At 71.0% G+C, this 16,997-nt stretch carries 10 protein-coding genes and 1 pseudogene; 7 read left to right on the top strand and 4 right to left on the bottom strand.

Annotated elements, in window-relative coordinates:
* Positions 1-3: 3 nt before the first annotated feature.
* Positions 4-1,758 (bottom strand): annotated as a pseudogene (locus tag Apa02nite_RS00075) (TRAP transporter permease); the annotation flags it as partial.
* A 417-nt stretch (positions 1,759-2,175) separates the two neighbouring features.
* Positions 2,176-5,610, bottom strand: a complete 3,435-nt coding sequence (galT, locus tag Apa02nite_RS52195) for a galactose-1-phosphate uridylyltransferase (protein ID WP_307871894.1) — start codon at positions 5,608-5,610, stop codon at positions 2,176-2,178.
* 222 nt (positions 5,611-5,832) lie between these two features.
* Here galT and Apa02nite_RS00085 point away from each other — a divergent pair, with 222 nt between their 5' ends.
* The 6 genes from Apa02nite_RS00085 to Apa02nite_RS00110 all read left to right on the top strand — a co-directional run bounded on the left by Apa02nite_RS00085 (position 5,833) and on the right by Apa02nite_RS00110 (position 12,411).
* Entirely contained in the window at positions 5,833-7,122 is a 1,290-nt protein-coding gene (locus tag Apa02nite_RS00085; protein ID WP_232345023.1) for an ABC transporter substrate-binding protein, read from the top strand.
* A 59-nt stretch (positions 7,123-7,181) separates the two neighbouring features.
* A complete protein-coding gene (locus tag Apa02nite_RS00090; RefSeq protein ID WP_083972590.1) occupies positions 7,182-8,162 on the top strand; it encodes a carbohydrate ABC transporter permease in 981 nt (326 codons plus the stop codon).
* 2 nt (positions 8,163-8,164) lie between these two features.
* Positions 8,165-9,013, top strand: coding sequence for a carbohydrate ABC transporter permease (locus tag Apa02nite_RS00095; protein ID WP_203823241.1), 849 nt, complete (start codon positions 8,165-8,167; stop codon positions 9,011-9,013).
* 27 nt (positions 9,014-9,040) lie between these two features.
* The gene (locus Apa02nite_RS00100; protein WP_232345021.1) at positions 9,041-10,057 is read left to right on the top strand and encodes a LacI family DNA-binding transcriptional regulator; all 1,017 of its coding nucleotides are present in this window, start codon (positions 9,041-9,043) and stop codon (positions 10,055-10,057) included.
* A gap of 111 nt (positions 10,058-10,168) precedes the next feature.
* Complete coding sequence (locus Apa02nite_RS00105; protein ID WP_203823242.1) at positions 10,169-11,254, top strand: glycoside hydrolase family 53 protein; 1,086 nt, start codon at positions 10,169-10,171, stop codon at positions 11,252-11,254.
* A 50-nt stretch (positions 11,255-11,304) separates the two neighbouring features.
* Complete coding sequence (locus tag Apa02nite_RS00110) at positions 11,305-12,411, top strand: glycoside hydrolase family 53 protein (RefSeq protein ID WP_373872797.1); 1,107 nt, start codon at positions 11,305-11,307, stop codon at positions 12,409-12,411.
* A gap of 382 nt (positions 12,412-12,793) precedes the next feature.
* On the opposite strand, the gene Apa02nite_RS00115 is transcribed toward Apa02nite_RS00110, so the two are convergent.
* Both Apa02nite_RS00115 and Apa02nite_RS00120 read right to left on the bottom strand, forming a co-directional pair.
* A complete protein-coding gene (locus Apa02nite_RS00115) occupies positions 12,794-14,974 on the bottom strand; it encodes an MMPL family transporter (RefSeq protein WP_203823243.1) in 2,181 nt (726 codons plus the stop codon).
* 16 nt (positions 14,975-14,990) lie between these two features.
* A complete protein-coding gene (locus tag Apa02nite_RS00120; RefSeq protein ID WP_203823244.1) occupies positions 14,991-15,608 on the bottom strand; it encodes a TetR/AcrR family transcriptional regulator in 618 nt (205 codons plus the stop codon).
* A gap of 216 nt (positions 15,609-15,824) precedes the next feature.
* On the opposite strand from Apa02nite_RS00120, the gene Apa02nite_RS00125 reads away from it, so the two are divergent.
* Positions 15,825-16,988, top strand: a complete 1,164-nt coding sequence (locus Apa02nite_RS00125) for a hypothetical protein (protein ID WP_203823245.1) — start codon at positions 15,825-15,827, stop codon at positions 16,986-16,988.
* The last annotated feature ends 9 nt before the right edge of the window (positions 16,989-16,997 follow it).

Here is a 16,997-nt window from a genome sequence, read left to right on the forward strand (position 1 = left end):
CCACAGCACGCCGAGCGCCGGGCCGCGGGCCAGCAGGTACTCGCCCCGGTCTGTGAACACGAAGGCGATCGGCGCGAGGAAGGCCGGCAGCGCGTACTTCAGGGCCTGCCACATCGTCGGCATGGTCCGCCCGCCGGTGATCGCGCTCGCGCCGACGGCGGCGAGCGCGGTCGGCGGGGTGACCTCGGAGAGCACCGAGTAGTAGAAGACGAACATGGCCGCGGCCGGCGCGCTCACCCCGAGCCCGAGCAGCGCCGGCCCGATAATCACCCAGCCGATGATGAAGCTCGCGGTGACCGGCACCGCCAGGCCCAGGATCGCGAGCGCCACCGCGGCCAGCAGCACGGTCAGCGCGAGCACCGCGGCCGGATTCCCGGTGATCGCCTGCGCGCCGTTGACCAGCAGCGACGCCAGCTGCGCACCGAGCCCGGTCTTGGTGGTGATCGCGGTGATCACGCCGGCCGCGGCACAGACCGCGACGACCGGGAGCACCCCGCGCACCCCGGCGGCGAGCGCCTGGAACAGCCGGGCCGGGGTCAGCCACGCGTGGCGGTCCAGGTAGGACTGCGCCACCGCGAGCAGGGTGGCGTAGACCACGGCCCGGGTGGCGCTCTCGCCGAGCGCGAGCAGCACGACGATCAGGATCAGCGACGAGAAGTGGTAGCCGAACCGGGTCAGCAGCCGCCCCGCGCTGGTAGCCGGCAGGTCCACGGCCCGGACCCCGAACCGCCGCACGTCGATCTCCACGGCCAGGATGATGCCCAGGTAGTAGAGCAACGTCGGGATCATCGCCCAGCCGAGCACGGTCAGGTAGGACACGTCGAGGTACTCCGCGACGATGAACGCGGCCGCGCCCAGCGTCGGCGGCGACAGGATGGCGCCCACCCCGGCCGCGGCCAGCATCCCGCCGGCCTGCTCGGGCGGGTACCCGGCCCGGCGCAGCATCGGCCAGGTGACCGCGCCGACGCTGACCGCGGTCGCGGTGCCCGAGCCGGAGACCGTGCCGAGCAGGAACCCGGCGGCGACCGCGGTCCGCCCGGCCGCGCTGCGCGACCTGCGGAAGGCGGCCACCGACAGGTCGACGAAGAACCGGCTGGCGCCGGAGAGGTCCAGCACCGCGCCGTAGATGGTGAACAGCACGATGTACGTCGCGGCCACGTCGAGCGGGGTGCCGTAGAACCCGCTCCCGGAGTTGTAGAGCGCGTCGACGATCTGCCCGAAGTCGAGCCCGGCATGCGCGATCGGCCAGTGCTGCGGGAGCAGTCCGCCGTAATAGCCGTACAGAAGAAAAACCGCGCAGACGACCGGCAACGCCCACCCGGTGGTCCGCCGCGCGGCCTCGACCACCAGCACCAGCAGAACCGCGCCGAACACGACGTCGACCGGTTCGAGCAACCCTTGCCGGTCGAGGAAGCCGTCGTACCCACCGCCGAACGGATTCACCGGATACAGACAGACCAGCAGGGCGACGCCCGCGAGGATCCGGTCCGTCCAGGTCGGCGTGTCGTCGCGGTCGACCCTTGATTTGTACGCGAGGAAGACCAGCGGAAGCGTCCCCGCCAGGAACAGGATCAGATAGAACTGGCTGCCCTGAGCGAGCGGCCGGAACACTTGCCAGAGCGCGAAGACCCCGACCGCGGCAGCGACCACCGAGACGACCGATCCGGCCCACCCGGCCAGCTTCCGAGCCGGCCGCTCCTCGTCGTCATAGTGCAACGCCCCCGGCTCATCGACCGCAAGAGATCGACCATCGCCCATGGATGGACATTACTACGCCCGCACCTACCTGGGCTTACTGATCATCAGCGCCCACATGTGCGGCTCGGGCAGGGACGGGTTGGCCGCGGCGGCGCCGGCCAGATCCGGTCGGCGAGCAGGGCCAGGAGCCGGTCGGCCGGCAGGCGCGGGCAGGCCGCTGCCGCCCGGCGGACGTGCTCGTCCGGGTCGGTGGTGAGGTGGTCGATCAGGTCGGGCGCGGCGTGCGGATCGCGGACCGCGAGACGCCGGACGGCCGGATCCGGGTCGCCGGCGAACCGGGCCAGGTCCGCGGTGGGGAAGTTCGGCAGGTGCGGGTGGCGCGCGGCGCCCGCGCCGCCCGCCTCGGCTGCCGCACGCGGCAGCGCGCCGCACGCGGCACCGCGCCGCCCACCGCGGCGGGCGGCGCTACCTGGAGGGTCAGCCGACCTCGCGGAGGCGGGCGGCGGTCTTTTCCGGGGTGGTGTCGCTGATCCAGGCGGCCATCGCGGACTCGACGCCGGCCAGGTATTTCAGTTTGCCCGGGGCGCGCAGCACGCTGAACACCTGCAGGTGCAGGCGGAACAGGTCGCGGCCCGCGCGGACCGGCGCCTGGTGGACGCCGGCGATGTAGGGCAGCGGTTCCGGGCCGGGGAAGTACCGGTCCAGGCGGCCGAGCACGTCGAGGTAGATCCGGGCCAGGTCGTCGCGTTCCGGGCCGGTCAGCTCGGTGAGGTCGGCGACGTCGCGGTGCGGGGCCAGGTGCACCTCGACCGGCCAGCGGGCCGCGGCCGGGACGTAGGCGGTCCAGTGATCGGTGCCGGTCACCACGCGGCGGCCGGAGCGGCGTTCCGCGTCCAGGATGTCGCGGAACAGGTTGCCGCCGGTCCGCTCCCGGTGCCGTTCGGCCATCTCCAGCATCCGGGCCGCTTTCGGCGGCACGAACGGGAACGCGTAGATCTGGCCGTGCGGGTGCGGCAGGGTCACGCCGATCTCCTTGCCGCGGTTCTCGAACACGAAGACGTGCTCGACACCGGGCTGTCTGCCCAGCTCCGCGGTGCGGTCGGCCCAGGCTTCGATCACCGTGCGGGCGCGGTGCGGCGTGAGGCTGCCGAACGACCCCTGCGGGGCCGACGAGAAACACACCACTTCGGTACGACCGTCGGCCGCCTGCACCGGCCACAGCGGGTCCCCGTCGAGCAGCGAGTCCTCGCCGCCGTTGCGGGGGGACAGCGCCGGGAACCGGTTCTCGAAGACGACCACGTCGTAGTCGGCCTCGGCGATCTCGGTCGGGAACCCGCCCGGCACGGTCGGGGCCAGGGGATCCTGGTCGGCCGGCGGCATGAACGTCCGGTCGTTGCGGTGCGACGCCATCGCGATCCACTCGCCGGTCAGCGGGTCGTACCGCACCTCGGCCCCGCCGCGCAGCACCTCCGACGCGGGCGGCAGCGGCCGGGTGTCCTCGGCCTGCCGCACCGCTGCGCCGGAGACGTACGGCTCGGTGTCGTCGAAGTAGATGATCTCGCGGCCGTCGGCCATCCGGCGCGACGTCTTGCGGACCCGGTGCTCGTGGGGCGGCTCGACGGTGGTGCTGCGGCCGATCACCCGGATCGCGTCGATGGCGAGCAGCTGGGAGCCGGCCGCGACGAGCCGGTCCCGGGCCTCCTCCGGCACCGACACCGAGGAGACCGTGGCCAGCGGCAGCAGGTGCAGGGTGAGCGCGGCGCCGGCGCGGTACCCGGCGTCGACCAGGTTGACCTGCCAGCGGGAACCGTCCCAGAACCGGTCGGTCACGGTGACCCCGTCGACGCGCAGCTCACCGACGTCACCGGCCCAGTCGATCTCGAGCAGCGCGTCGTGGTCCGGGTCGGCGGCCCACTCCGGCAGCTCCAGCCGGTACGCCGCGGCGTGCTCGTCGAACGCCACCCGGCCCGGTGCGGACGAGCGGCCGTCGTGCTTGCCGTACTCGGCCGGCACCGCGGCGGCGGGCCGGATCTCGACGGCGGTCACGTCCACGGCCACCGGGGTGTGTGCCGGCGCGATCGGCAGGTCGACGAAGGTGCGCGCGGACGGGTCGTACGTTCGTACCGAAGGAATCGCAGCGGCCTTGACCGTGATCTGCCCGGACGCGTCCCACTGCAGTTCGTCGTCGCTGAGCAGGACCCGGCGGCCGCCCGCCTCGGTGACCCAGGCGGACCCGGCGGTCCCGGCCGGCAGGACGAGCACGTCGAGCGTGCCGGACTCCGCGGTGAGCCGGAGCGGTTCGAGGCCCGGGGTGACCTCCTGAACCGTCACCTCGCCGTCCACCACGTGGGCGATCTCCGGGCGGATGCCGGCCTCGGCGAGCAGCACCAGGGTCGGCACCGCGCCGGGCAGCACGGTGAGCGCGGACGCGGTGGCCCAGGCCAGGCGCACCCCGCCGGCGGTCAGGTTGACCGGCCAGCGGGCCAGGGTGCCGGCCGGGATGTCCACCGGGTGGGACGGGAATTCCAGCTCACGGTCACCGAGGACGACCCGGAACCGGGCCCCGCGGTACGTGTCGAGCGGGAAGTGCGGCTGGTGCCAGGCCACGAACAGGAACCCGGTGTCGCCGTCGCTGCGCAGCGCCCAGCGCAGGGTGGCGCTGTCCTCGACGCCGTCCGGTCGCACGTCGGGCAGGCTGGACGGCATGTCGGCGAGCCGGGCGCCGAACGCGGCCAGGAACGTGTGCTGGCGGCGCAGCTCGGCGTGGCTGCCGGAGAGCGCGCCGGCCTCACCGATCGGCGCGTGGAAGTCGTAGCCGAGCCGCGGCAGGTCGTTCGGGTACCCGGTGGCGTGCGACTCCTGCATGCCGTCCGGCGCGCTCGGGTTCGTGCCGCCGGCGTACATGTAGTAGCCCTGCCAGGCCGAGCCGTTGCCGATCTTGCAGTGTGCGATGGTGGCCACGTCGAGCGCCGAGGGACGCGGCCGCCGGTGGTACGCGGTGGCCATCCCGCCGGCGAGTTCGCAGGTCGCGGCCGGGAACTCCGCGGACGGGACCCGCGGGCCACCCTTGGCGGCCTCGATGTTCTGCGCGCGCCGCACGTCGGCGCCGATGCCCGGGTCGTCCCAGACGTGCGAGAAGAAGTAGTGGTCCCGGAAGTTCGGGGCCCAGGGTGCGTCCGAGTCGACCCAGAAGCCGTCGCCGTACCCGCCGTAGAGCGGCAGCACCTCGCCGTCGGGCAGCTCGGCGCTGTCCCAGGCGGTGGCGGTCCAGAGCGGCGCGGACATGCCGGCCTCCCGGGACATCCGCTTGAGTGTGCTCAGGTGCCCGGGCTGGGTGTAGAGCTCGTTCTCGATCTGGATGCCGAGCACGGTGCCGGACGCCGAGGCCCGCCCGTCCAGCGCGCCGCCGATCGCGGCGAAGAACTCCTCGACCATGACCAGGTAGTCCGGGTCGTCGGTGCGGTGCCGGACCGGGGCCTGCTGGACCCAGTCCGGGAAGCCGCCGTTGCGGCTCTCGGCGTGCACCCACGGGCCGACCCGCAGCACCACGTCGAGGCCGATCTCGTCGGCCAGGTCGACGAACGCGGCCAGGTCGAGGTTGCCGTCGAAGCGGTATTCACCGCGCGCCGGCGAGTGGTGCAGCCAGAAGATGTAGCTGGCCACCACGGTCACGCCGCCGGCCTTCATCTGGCGCAGGCGCTCGGCCCAGCGGTGCCGTGGCACCCGGCTGTAGTGCAGCTCGCCGGAGACCGGGACGACCGGCACGCCGTCCTTGATCAGGAACCGGTTGGTCAGCGAGAGACCGGCCCGGACGTCCTCGGCGTTGCTCATCCGCGGCCGGCGCAGCGGCGTCGCCCACGGGGTGTGGCGCACGGAGAGCGGCTCGGGCCACGTCAATGGGTCAGTGGGCACGAGAACCCCTCCTTTGGTTAGGACTGTAACCGGTCACAGCCTTGCAGGGCCGAAGGATACACAAGGTTAACGGCTTGGAAGCAAGGTCTTGACACACAGCCGTAACAGCAGCACTGTAACCGGTCACAGGCATCGACCACCGGTTCGAGCCCGTTCCCCCGCTTCTTCTCTCCCGATCAATTCCGATCAAGGAGGATCGATATGTTCAAGAAGATCGCCCCTGTGTTGGCGACCCTTACCGCCGCGGCCCTGTTCACCAGCGCGTGCAGCAGTTCGGACGACAAGGCCGACGATAGCGCCACCAGCAACGAGAAGGTCGCCCTGACCTACTGGAGCTGGGCGCCGAACATGGACAAGGTCGTCGAGGGCTGGAACTCGACGCACCCGAACATCCAGGTCACGGTCAACAAGCAGGACGGCGGCGACCCGGCCGTCACCAAGCTGCTGACCGCGATCAAGGCCGGCAGCGGCGCGCCGGACGTGATGCAGGCCGAGTACCAGAAGATCCCCACTCTGGTCTCCGCCGACGCGCTCGCCGACATCGCCAAGGAGGCCGGCTCGCTCAAGGACAAGTTCCCGGCGGCCGCCTGGAACAGCGTCACGCTGGGCTCGGACGCGGTCTACGGCGTCCCGCAGGACTCCGGCCCGCTGATGTTCTTCTACCGCTCGGACGTCTTCGACAAGAACGGCCTGGCCGCTCCCAAGACCTGGGACGACTACGCCGCGGCCGCCGAGAAGATCCACAAGGCGAACCCGAAGCAGTACATCGGCACGTTCTCGGCGAGCGACGCGGGCCTGTTCACCGGCCTCGCCCAGCAGGCCGGCGCGTCCTGGTGGGGCGTGAACGGCGACTCCTGGACCGTCAACATCAACGAACCGGCCACCCAGAAGGTCGCCGCGTACTGGGGCGGCCTGGTGGAGAAGGGCGTCGTCGACAACAAGCCGATGTACACCCCGGAGTGGAACGCCGCGCTCAACGACGGCTCGCAGGTCGGCTGGGTCTCCGCGGTCTGGGCGCCCGGTGTGCTCGAGGGCAGCGCCAAGGACACCAAGGGCAAGTGGAAGGCCGCCACCATGCCGCAGTGGGACGCGGCCAGCCCGGCGACCGGCAACTGGGGCGGCTCGGCGACCAGCGTCACCACCCAGAGCAAGCACCCGAAGCAGGCCGCCGAGTTCGTGGCGTGGCTCAACAGTGACCCGGCCGCGCTCAAGCTGCTGGCCGGCACGGCGAACGTCTACCCCGCCGCGAACGACACCACCACCATCCTGACCACGCCGCCGGCGTTCTTCGCCGACCAGGCCGACTTCTACACGATCGCCGCCGACGCCGCGAAGGCCACCAAGCCGTTCACCTACGGCCCGAACGTGAACGTCGCCTACAGCGCGTTCAACGACGCCTTCGGCAAGGCCGCCGAGTCGAAGAAGGCCGCCGCCTTCACCGAGTCGCTCGCGACCGTCCAGAAGGCGACCGTCGACGACATGAAGAACAGCGGCTTCACCGTCGCCGGATGACGTGCGCCGGGCGGGACGCCACCGGTGTCCCGCCCGGTCCTCACAGGAAGGTCTCGGCGATGTCGCTGACCACCCCAGCCCCCAGTCCCACCATCGCCGCGGCCCGCCCCGCGGCCGCGAAGAAGGCCCGGCAGGCGTCCCGGCGGGCCGGCGTCCCGTACGCGTTCCTCGCCCCCGGCCTGCTGCTCTTCACGCTCTTCCTGGCCGCGCCGATCGTCTACGCCGGTTACCTGAGCCTGCGCAAGGTGAAGGTCAGCGGCCTCGGGCTCGGCGCGAAGTCCCGGACCGAGGTGTGGGCCGGGTTCAGCAACTACGTCCGGTCGATGACCGACCCGGAGTTCCTGCCCAGCGTCTACCGGATCCTCGGCTACGGCCTGATCGTGGTGCCCACCATGCTCGGCCTGGCCCTGCTGATGGCCCTGCTGCTGGACGCGAACCGCACCCGCCCCTGGATCGGCAGCTTCACCCGGATCGCGATCTTCCTGCCGTACGCGGTGCCGGCCGTGGTCGCGTCGCTGCTCTGGGGCTTCCTCTACCTGCCCCGGGTCAGCCCGATCACCGACGTCCTCGAGGCGTTCGGCCTGACCGCGCCGGAGCTGCTCTCCTCGTCCTGGGTGCTCTGGGCGGTGGCGAACGTGGCGATCTGGGGCGGCACCGGCTTCAACATGATCGTCATCTACACCGCGCTGAAGGCCGTGCCGACCAGCCTCTACGAGTCGGCCCGGATCGACGGCGCCTCGGAGCTGGCGATCGCCTGGCGCATCAAGATCCCGATCGTGATGCCGTCGCTGGTGATGACGTTCGTCTTCTCGCTGATCGCCACGCTGCAGGTGTTCGCCGAGCCGATGACGCTCAAACCGCTGAGCAACACGATCTCGTTCACCTGGACCCCGCTGATGAAGGTCTACCGGGACGCGTTCGTCCGCAACGACATCTACTCGGCCGCGGCCACCTCGGTGGTCATCGCGCTGGCGACGTTCCTGCTCTCCTTCGGGTTCCTCAAGCTCGTCGGCCGCCGGGCCTTCAACCAGGAAGACTGACCATGACCGTCCTGGCCGTTAAGAAGAGAAACAGCAAGACCGCCACCCTGCTCCTGCTCGTCGGCGCCGCTTACTGCCTGCTCCCGGTGATCTGGGTGCTGATCGCGTCGAGCAAGAGCGCGAGCGAGCTGTTCTCCACGTTCACGCTCGCGCCGAGCAGCCACCTGTTCGACAACCTCGCCGACCTGAGCGGGTACCGCGACGGGCTGTACTGGCGCTGGATGGCCAACACCGCGCTCTACGCCGGCGTCGGCGCGGCCGTCTCCACCCTGGTGTCCGCGATGAGCGGTTTCGCCCTGGCCAAGTTCGAGTTCCCGGGCAAGGGTTTCGTCTTCAACGTGATCCTGGCCGGCGTCCTGGTGCCCGGCGTCATCCTGGCCATCCCGCAGTACCTGCTGCTGGCGAAGCTCGGGCTGACCAACACCTACTGGGCGGTGCTGCTGCCCAGCTTCATCAGCCCGTACGGCATCTATCTGGCCCGGATCTTCGCGGCCGCCGCGGTGCCGACCGAGATCCTGGAGGCGTCCCGGATCGACGGGGCCGGCGCCTGGCGCACGTTCGTCCGGGTGGTCATGCCGATGATGCGCACCGGGCTGGTCACGGTGTTCCTGTTCCAGTTCGTCGCGATCTGGAACAACTTCATGCTGCCGTACATCATGCTCGGGGACGACAAGCTCTACCCGCTCACGGTGGGCCTGAACGGCCTGCTCAACCAGGGTGCCAGCCAGCCCTCGATGTACACCGCGGTGGTCACCGGCGCCCTGGTGTCGATCGTCCCGCTGATCGCGCTCTTCCTCACCCTCCAGCGGTACTGGCAGGTCGACCTGGCCGCCGGTGGCGTCAAGGCATAGGGAACGGTAACCACTATGATCCCGAACGTGTCGCGCAAACGCCCCACCATCCGCGACGTCGCTCGCGAGGCCGGGGTGTCCTACGCAACCGTCTCGCGGGTCCTCAACGGCCGCGACTGGGTGAGCCCGGAGGCCGTGCGCGCGGTCCAGGACGCCATCTCGCGGACCGGGTACACGACCAACCAGCACGCCCGCTCGCTCGCCACCGGGCGCTCCGGATCGATAGCGTTCCTGCTGACCGAGCCGCAGCACCTGCTCTTCGAGGACCCGAACTTCTCGGTGCTGCTCCGCGGCGTGGCTCAGGCGCTCTCCGACCGGGAGCTGACCCTGATCCTGATGATCGCCTCCACCCCCGAGGAACGCATCCGGACGATCGCGTTCCTCAACGGCGGTCACGTCGACGGCGTGCTGCTGGTCTCGCCGCACTCCGGCGACCCGCTCCTGCAGCAGCTGGTCCAGGCCCAGGTCCCGATCGTGGCCTGCGGCCGGGTGCTCGGCCTGGAGGAGTCGATGAGCTCGGTCTCCGCCGACGACCGGGCCGGTGCGCGCACCGCGGTCGAGCACCTGATCGCCGCGGGCTGCCGGCGGATCGCCACGATCACCGGGCCGCTGGACACCTCCGGTGGCGTGGACCGGCTGGCCGGGTACACCGACGCGCTGATGGCGCACGGCCTGCCGATCGACCAGGACCTGATCGTGCACGGCGACTGGCGCCGGGAGAACGGCGCGTCCGGGATGCGGACCCTGCTGGCCCGGGTCCCGGACGTGGACGCGGTGTTCGCCGCGTCGGACGCCATCGCCGCGGCCACCCTGCCGGTGCTGCGCGAGAACGGCCGCAGCATCCCGGGTGACGTCCGGGTGGTCGGTTTCGACGACTCCGGGCTGGCGGCGACCACCGAGCCGCCGCTGAGCACGGTGCGCCAGCCCCTGGACCGGATCAGCGAGGAGATGGTCCGGCTCCTCGTCGACGTGATCAACGGGCGTACCCCGCTCTCCATCACCGTGCCCACCAGCCTCGTGCTGCGCAGCTCCTCCCCCGCCTGATCCTTTCGGGCCCCCCGGGGTCCGGCCTTGGTCTCCCCCTTCGGCCAAGGCCGGACTCCACCAGCAGAACGTCCCTTTTGTCGACAATGGACTGTCTTCAAGGAGCGTCCCATGAAAATTGCCGTGTCCCTCGCCGCCACCGCGCTCCTCCTGGTGCCGGCCACACCCGCCCTCGCCCACGACCGGCCGCACCAGCTGTCGATGCGCGGAGCGGACGTCTCCACCCTCCCCCGGGCCCTCGACCTCGGCGCGACGTTCTACGACGCCCGCGGCCGCCGCGCCAACCCCTACGAGATCCTCAAGCAGGCCGGCGTCAACTACGTCCGGCTGCGCGTCTGGAACAACCCGACCAGCGGCTACAACAACAAGGCCGAGGTGGTGCAGCAGGTCCGCGAGGCCAAGAAGCACGGCCTCAAGGTCCTGATCGACTTCCACTACTCGGACACCTGGGCCGACCCGGGCAAGCAGTTCGTCCCGGCCGCCTGGGCCGGGCACGACCTGGCCCAGCTGCAGAAGGACGTCTACGACTACACGTACGACGTCTGCAAGGCCACCCGGCCGGACAGCGTGCAGATCGGCAACGAGATCAACACCGGCATGCTCTGGCCGCGGGGTCAGGTGACCAACAGTGACTTCGGCCCGCTCGCGTCGCTGCTGAAGGCCGGCTACGACGCGACCAAGGCCTGTTCGAAGCACACCCAGGTCATGATCCACACGGCGAACGCCGGCAGTCTCGGCGCCGCGCAGTGGTTCTACGACGGGATCGCCGCGCAGGGCGTGAAGTGGGACATCACCGCGCTGTCCTACTACTGCATGTGGCACGGCGACCAGGCGAACCTCGCCACCGTCCTCGGCGACGTCCGGACCCGGTACGGCAAGCCCGCGGTGATCGCCGAGACGGCGTACCCGTACACCACCGACAACTACGACCACCTCGAGAACATCATCACCTCGGCCGCGCCGTGCGACGGGATCCCCGCCACGCCGCAGGGGCAGGCCCAGGAGTTCTCGCAGGTGCAGGACACCGCCCGGAGCGCCGGCGCGCTCGGCGTCTTCTACTGGGAACCCACCTGGACCGCGATCGACGGCAACGGCTGGGACAGCGAGGACATCGAGAACTCCGGCAACGCCTGGGAGAACATGGCGACCTTCGACGACCACGGACGGATCAACCCGTACGTCGTCTGGCGCCGCTGATGCTCATGGGGATCCACCGCCCCATGTCTCCTCCCCCTTAAGGAGAAGCAGTGAAGACATCCCTCCGAGCCCTCATCGGGTCCGCGCTCGCCGCGGTCACGCTGGTGGCACTCAACCCCGCTCCCGCACAAGCCGCCTCCCTCACCATGCTCGGCGCCGACGTCTCGACGCTGCAGCGCACGCTCGACCTGGGCGGCAAGTACTACACCGCCGCCGGGGTCCAGGCGGACCCGTACGACATCCTGAAGGGCGCCGGCGTGAACTACGCCCGGCTGCGCGTCTGGAACAACCCGGCCAGCGGCTACAACAACAAGGCCAAGGTGCTCCAGCAGGCGAAGGCGATCAAGGCCAAGGGCCTCAAGATCCTGATCGACTTCCACTACTCGGACACCTGGGCCGACCCCGGCAAGCAGTACCCGCCGGCCGCCTGGGCCTCGCACAGCCTCGCCACGTTGCAGACCGACGTCTACAACTACACCTACGACGTGTGCACCGCGCTCAAGTCGCAGGGCACCACCCCGGACAGCGTGCAGATCGGCAACGAGATCAACGTCGGCATGCTGTGGCCGAAGGGGCAGGTCGTGAACAGCGACTTCACCGCCCTGGCCGGCCTGCTCAAGCAGGGCTACAACGCGACCAAGGCCTGCAACAGCAGCACCCAGGTCATGATCCACACGGCCGACGCGGACAGTGACGCCAACGCGCGCTGGTTCTACGACGGCATCAAGGCGGCCGGCGTCTCCTGGGACATCACCGCGCTGTCCTACTACTGCATGTGGCACGGCACGCTGGCGAACCTCTACAACGTGATCGCCGACGTGAAGTCCCGCTACGCCAAGCCGGTCGTGGTCGTCGAGACCGCGTACATGTACACCACGGCGAACGCGGACAGCCAGTCGAACTCGATCCCCGGCACCACGACCTGCGACGGCCAGTCCGCGTCGAAGGCCGGCCAGGGCACCGAGTTCACCTGGATCCAGAACACCGCCCGCAACGCCGGCGCCATCGGCGTCTTCTACTGGGAACCCACCTGGTACGCGATCAGCGGCAACGGCTGGGACCCGGCGAACATCAACGGCACCGGCGACGGCTGGGACAACATGGCCACGTTCGACGCCACCGGCAAGTTCAACTCCTATGTGAAGTGGACCGCCTGACCGCTTCCGGTCACGACCCGGCCCGGCGTCCAGGTGGGCGCCGGGCCGGCGTTCTCAAGCCCCATGTGGTACGACCTGGGGCCATCACAGAAGCAGCTGCCCCGTCCCGGGGCTCCACGCCACGTGGCCCCGCCCTCCGGACCGCGAGGCAGCGCCGGGCTGAGGGCGGCCCCTCACCACGCGAGACCGCCCCACCCCGGACCGCCCGGCGTCTCCCGGTTCCCCGGCTGGCCGTCAGGGGTGGCCGCGGCCTCGCGCCGCCTCACGGGCGGGACTCGGCTCGTAGCCTGCGGACGAGCGCTCCCTAGTCGTACTGGAGAAGCGAAACGGCCTGGAGGAGAAGCGGGCGGTGTCGCTTCACAGCGGCACCGCCCGGAAATGATCAGACTGCGGCGGGCTCGGGGACCTCGCGGGTGGCGGCGGCCTTGCGCTCGAGGGCCGCGCCCTCGACGTCGAGCTCCGGCAGCCAGCGCAGCCAGTTCGGCAGCCACCAGGCGGAGCGGCCGAGCAGGGCCAGCGCCGCCGGTACCGCGATCATGCGGATCACGAACGCGTCGAACGCGATGCCGACGGCCAGCGCGAACGCGATCGGCTTGACCGTGTCGTTGCCCTCCGGGACGAACGCGGCGAAGACCGCGAACATGATCGTCGCGGCGGCCAGCACGACCGGGGCGGCCTGCCGGAAACCGGTGACGATCGCGTCCCGCGGTGACGCGCCGTGAGCGTGCGCCTCGTGCATCCGGGACACCATGAACACCTGGTAGTCCATCGCCAGACCGAAGAGGATCCCGACGATGATGATCGGCGCGAGGCTGATGATCGGGCCGGTGGAACCCGCGTTGACCAGCTCGGAGAGCCAGCCCCACTGGAACACCGCGACCGTGGCGCCGAACGACGCACCGATCGTGAGCAGGAAGCCGAGCACGCCGACCACCGGCACCAGCAGCGAGCGGAACACCAGGACCAGCAGCACGAAGGCCAGGCCGACGACCATCGCCAGATAGATCGGGAGCGCGTCGTTGAGCTTCTGCGACACGTCGATGCTGATCGCGGTCTGCCCGGTCACGTACACCGTGGCGCCGTCACCGTCGACGACCTGGTCCCGGATCGCGTGCACCAGGTCGACGGTCTTCTGATCCTCCGCGCCGGAGGCCGGGATGATGGTGATCAGCGCGGCGGACTGGTCCTGGTTCGGCCGGGCCGGCGTGGCCAGGGCGACGTCCGGCAGCGTGGCGACCTGCTTCTGCACGGTGGCCGCGTACGGCGCCGCGTTCGGGCCGTCGACCAGGATCAGCAGCGGGCCGCTGACGCCGGGGCCGAACCGCTCGTCGATCAGCGCGTCGGCCTTGGCCTGGGTGCTGCCCTCCGGCGAGCGCTGCGCCAGGGTGGTCTGCATCTTGAAGAACGGCAGCGCGATCACCGCGAGCGCGAGCACGGCGAGCAGCAGGCTGACCACCCGCTTCTGGGTGACCGTGTTCGCCCAGCCGCGGATGAAGCCCCGGCCGACCGGCAGCTCCTCCTGCGACGTCGGCGGGACGTTGCGCAGCTTGCGGGGCAGCGCCCGGATGCCGACGAACCCGAGGATCGCCGGGACCAGGGTGATCGCCAGGAGCACCGCGATCACGATGGTGGCCGAGGCGGCCAGGCCCATCTCGGTGAGGAACGGGATGCCGACGATCGACAGCCCGGCGAGCGCGATCACCACGGTCAGCCCGGCGGTCACCACCGCGGATCCGGCGGTGCCGACCGCGTACGCCGCGGCCTGCTCGACGTCCTTGCCGGAGCGCAGCTCGTTGCGGAACCGGGTGATGATGAACAGCGCGTAGTCGATGCCGACCGCCAGGCCGAGCATCACCGCCAGGATCGGCGTGGTCGCCTGCAACTGCACGAAGCCGGAGAGCGTGGTGATGCCGGCGACGCCGATGGCGACCCCGATGATCGCGGTCACCAGGTTCATCCCGGCCGCGACCAGCGAGCCGTAGCTGAGCGCCAGCACGATCAGGGCCACGACCACACCGATCAGCTCGGACGCGCCACCGATGTCGGCGGCGTTGCTCAGCGCCTCACCGCGCGCCTCGACGGTCAGCCCGCCGGCCTTCGCCTGGGCCAGCGCGGCGGTGATCGCCGTGCGCTCCTCGTCGGTCACCTCGGAGGGCTGCACGCCGTAGCTGACCGTGCTGTACGCGGCGCTCTGGTCCCGGGAGACCGCGGGGGCCTGCGGGTCGAGCGGGTTGCTGGCCGCCACCACGCCGGGCAGCTTGCCGAACGCGGCCACCGACTGGGCGACCTGTCCGGCGTTCGCCGGGTCGGTGATCTTCTGACCGGCCGGGGCCGCGAACACCACCTGCACCGACGCGCCCGCCGACGCGTCGCCGAACTTGTCCTTCATCAGGTCGAGCGCGATGGTGGACTCCTGGCCGGGAATCCGGAACGTGTTGACCATTTCGCCGGAGAGCTTGACCGCACCGAAGGCCACGGCCAGCAGGGCGAGCAACCAGACGACGGTGACGATGATGCGATGCCGTACGGCGCCGAGGCCGAGGCGATGCAACAGCGTTGCCATGGGAGTTTTCCCTTGTTCAGTGGGTGGGGGGATGCCCGAGCGCGTCGTAGGCGACGTCGACGAGCGTGGTGACCGCGTCCGGGGTGAAACAGTCCCGCATGGCCACACTGGCCACCGCGAGCGCGCCGAGCGCGCCGGTGACCCGGATCGCCCGCCGCGGATCGGCGAGCGGCTGGCCGCCGAGCACGACCGGGGTCAGGGCGAACTCGCCGGTCTCGGTGGCGAAGGGCTGGTCGCCGAACGCGGCGGCCACCTCCTCGCCGATCACGTGCAGCGCCGCGCCGAACTCGCTCTCCGGCGCGGCCAGCAGGCAGGACAGCATCAGCGCGACGACGCCGGGCTGCCCGAGAGCCAGCTGGGCCATGCCGCTGATCACCGACCGGTCGCGCTCCGGTCCGGGTGGCAGCGGCGCGGCCAGCGAGGCGATCTCGCGGATCTGCCCCACGCAGCGCCCGACCACCGCCTCCTGCAGCGCTTCCTTGGTCGGGAAGCGGTGCAGCAGGCCGGTCTTGGAGTAACCCACCGCGTCCGCGATGCGCTGCACCGACGTCTCCCGGAAGCCGTGCCTGGCGAACAGGCTGGCGGCGGCGTCCAGGATCTCGTCGTCGATCTGCTGCTTGGTGGGGCGGGGCATGGGACCACCGTAGACGGTATTGGACCAGACTGGTCCGTCGGGGACCGTGTCGGTCCCCACAGCTGACAAGGGTTTGAGTGGCATTCCCGCCCATAACCGCGTCAAAACCCCGCTACCGAGCGGCTCCCCGGCCGCACCGGCTCCCGCACACCACGGTGCCGATCAACAGCCGTGCACCCGAACCGCCGACACTCCCGCTTCGCCGTACCCTCCTGGGTGGCGACGATGCTGCGCGCCCGGTACCCGGTCGTGGCCGTCGCCGCGGCCGCGCTGGCCCTGCTCGTGGTGGACCCGCCGTTCGACCTGCGGGACTTCTCCGACGCCGGGCAGCGGCTGCTGGACGGACGGCTGGACGGGATCTACGACTCCGGCTGGAACCAGGCCGGGCCGCTGCAGTTCCTGCTCAGCCGGCTGCTGATGCTCGGCAGCTCGGGCGGGGCGCCGGCCACCCCGGTGACGATGGCGGTGAACGTGGCGCTGGCGCTGGGCGCGATGGCGCTCGTCCGCCGGCTCACCGCCGCCCGGGGCGCCGGGGCGGCGCTGCGGGAGACCGCGGCCGGTCTGCTCGCGGTGCTCTGGCTGGCGCTGCCCGTGCCGTGGGAAGGTCACCCGCCGGAGATGCTGATCCCGGGGCTCTGGGCGTACGCGATGGTCTTGCATGATCGGAAGCGGACAGCGACCTCGGCGGTCATTCTCGGTCTGTCGGTGGCGATCGCCCCCTGGGCGATCCTGGGTTTTCCCTGCCTGCTGGCGGTGGCCGGGCTGGGCCGCGCGATCCGCAGCGGTCTGCTGGCCGCGGGTGCCGGGGTGGCGGCCTACCTGCCGTTCGTGCTGTCCGGGCATTTCGGCATGTTCCACCACGTCTGGACGGTGGACCCGGACACCCTGGTCCACCTGCTGCTGCCCGATCTGGTCGCGGTGACCTGGCCGTTGCGCCTGGTCCAGGCGGTGCTGGTGGCCGGGGGATGCGCCGCGGTGGCCTATCGGTTCCGCGGGCAGCGGGTGGTCTGGGCGGCGGCACCGGCTGCCGCCCTGCTGATCCGGCTGGTCAGCGATCCGGTGAGTCTGCGGTATTACTGGGGGCCGGTCGCGGTGGCGACGGTGGGGGTTTTCGCGCTGGCCGAGCGGGGGCGTCGGCAGGGGCTCGCGCTGGGGCTGGGGTATCTGGCGGCGATGAGCGGGCTGCTGGGCGGGCAGGTGGCAGGGTCGGTCGGTTGCCTGGCGGGGTTGCTCGTGGTGTTGTTCGCGGGGTCCCGGGGCGTGCCCTCCGCGGCCTTGCCCCTATCGGCCTCGCCCGCTGCGGCCGTTCCCGTTGCCGCCCCTCCGGACGCATCGATCGGTGTCGCATCGGCTGGCACCGTGGTGACACCTTCGGCGTGATTGAGTGGT

This window comes from Actinoplanes palleronii (genome assembly GCF_016862315.1).
GTDB lineage: Bacteria > Actinomycetota > Actinomycetes > Mycobacteriales > Micromonosporaceae > Actinoplanes > Actinoplanes palleronii.

Coding starts and splice junctions, on each gene's coding strand:
- Apa02nite_RS00090 (WP_083972590.1), top strand. CDS start 7,182: ATGTCGCTGACCACCCCAGCCCCCAGTCCCACCATCGCCGCGGCCCGC.
- Apa02nite_RS00095 (WP_203823241.1), top strand. CDS start 8,165: ATGACCGTCCTGGCCGTTAAGAAGAGAAACAGCAAGACCGCCACCCTG.
- Apa02nite_RS00105 (WP_203823242.1), top strand. CDS start 10,169: ATGAAAATTGCCGTGTCCCTCGCCGCCACCGCGCTCCTCCTGGTGCCG.
- Apa02nite_RS00115 (WP_203823243.1), bottom strand. CDS start 14,974: ATGGCAACGCTGTTGCATCGCCTCGGCCTCGGCGCCGTACGGCATCGC.
- Apa02nite_RS00120 (WP_203823244.1), bottom strand. CDS start 15,608: ATGCCCCGCCCCACCAAGCAGCAGATCGACGACGAGATCCTGGACGCC.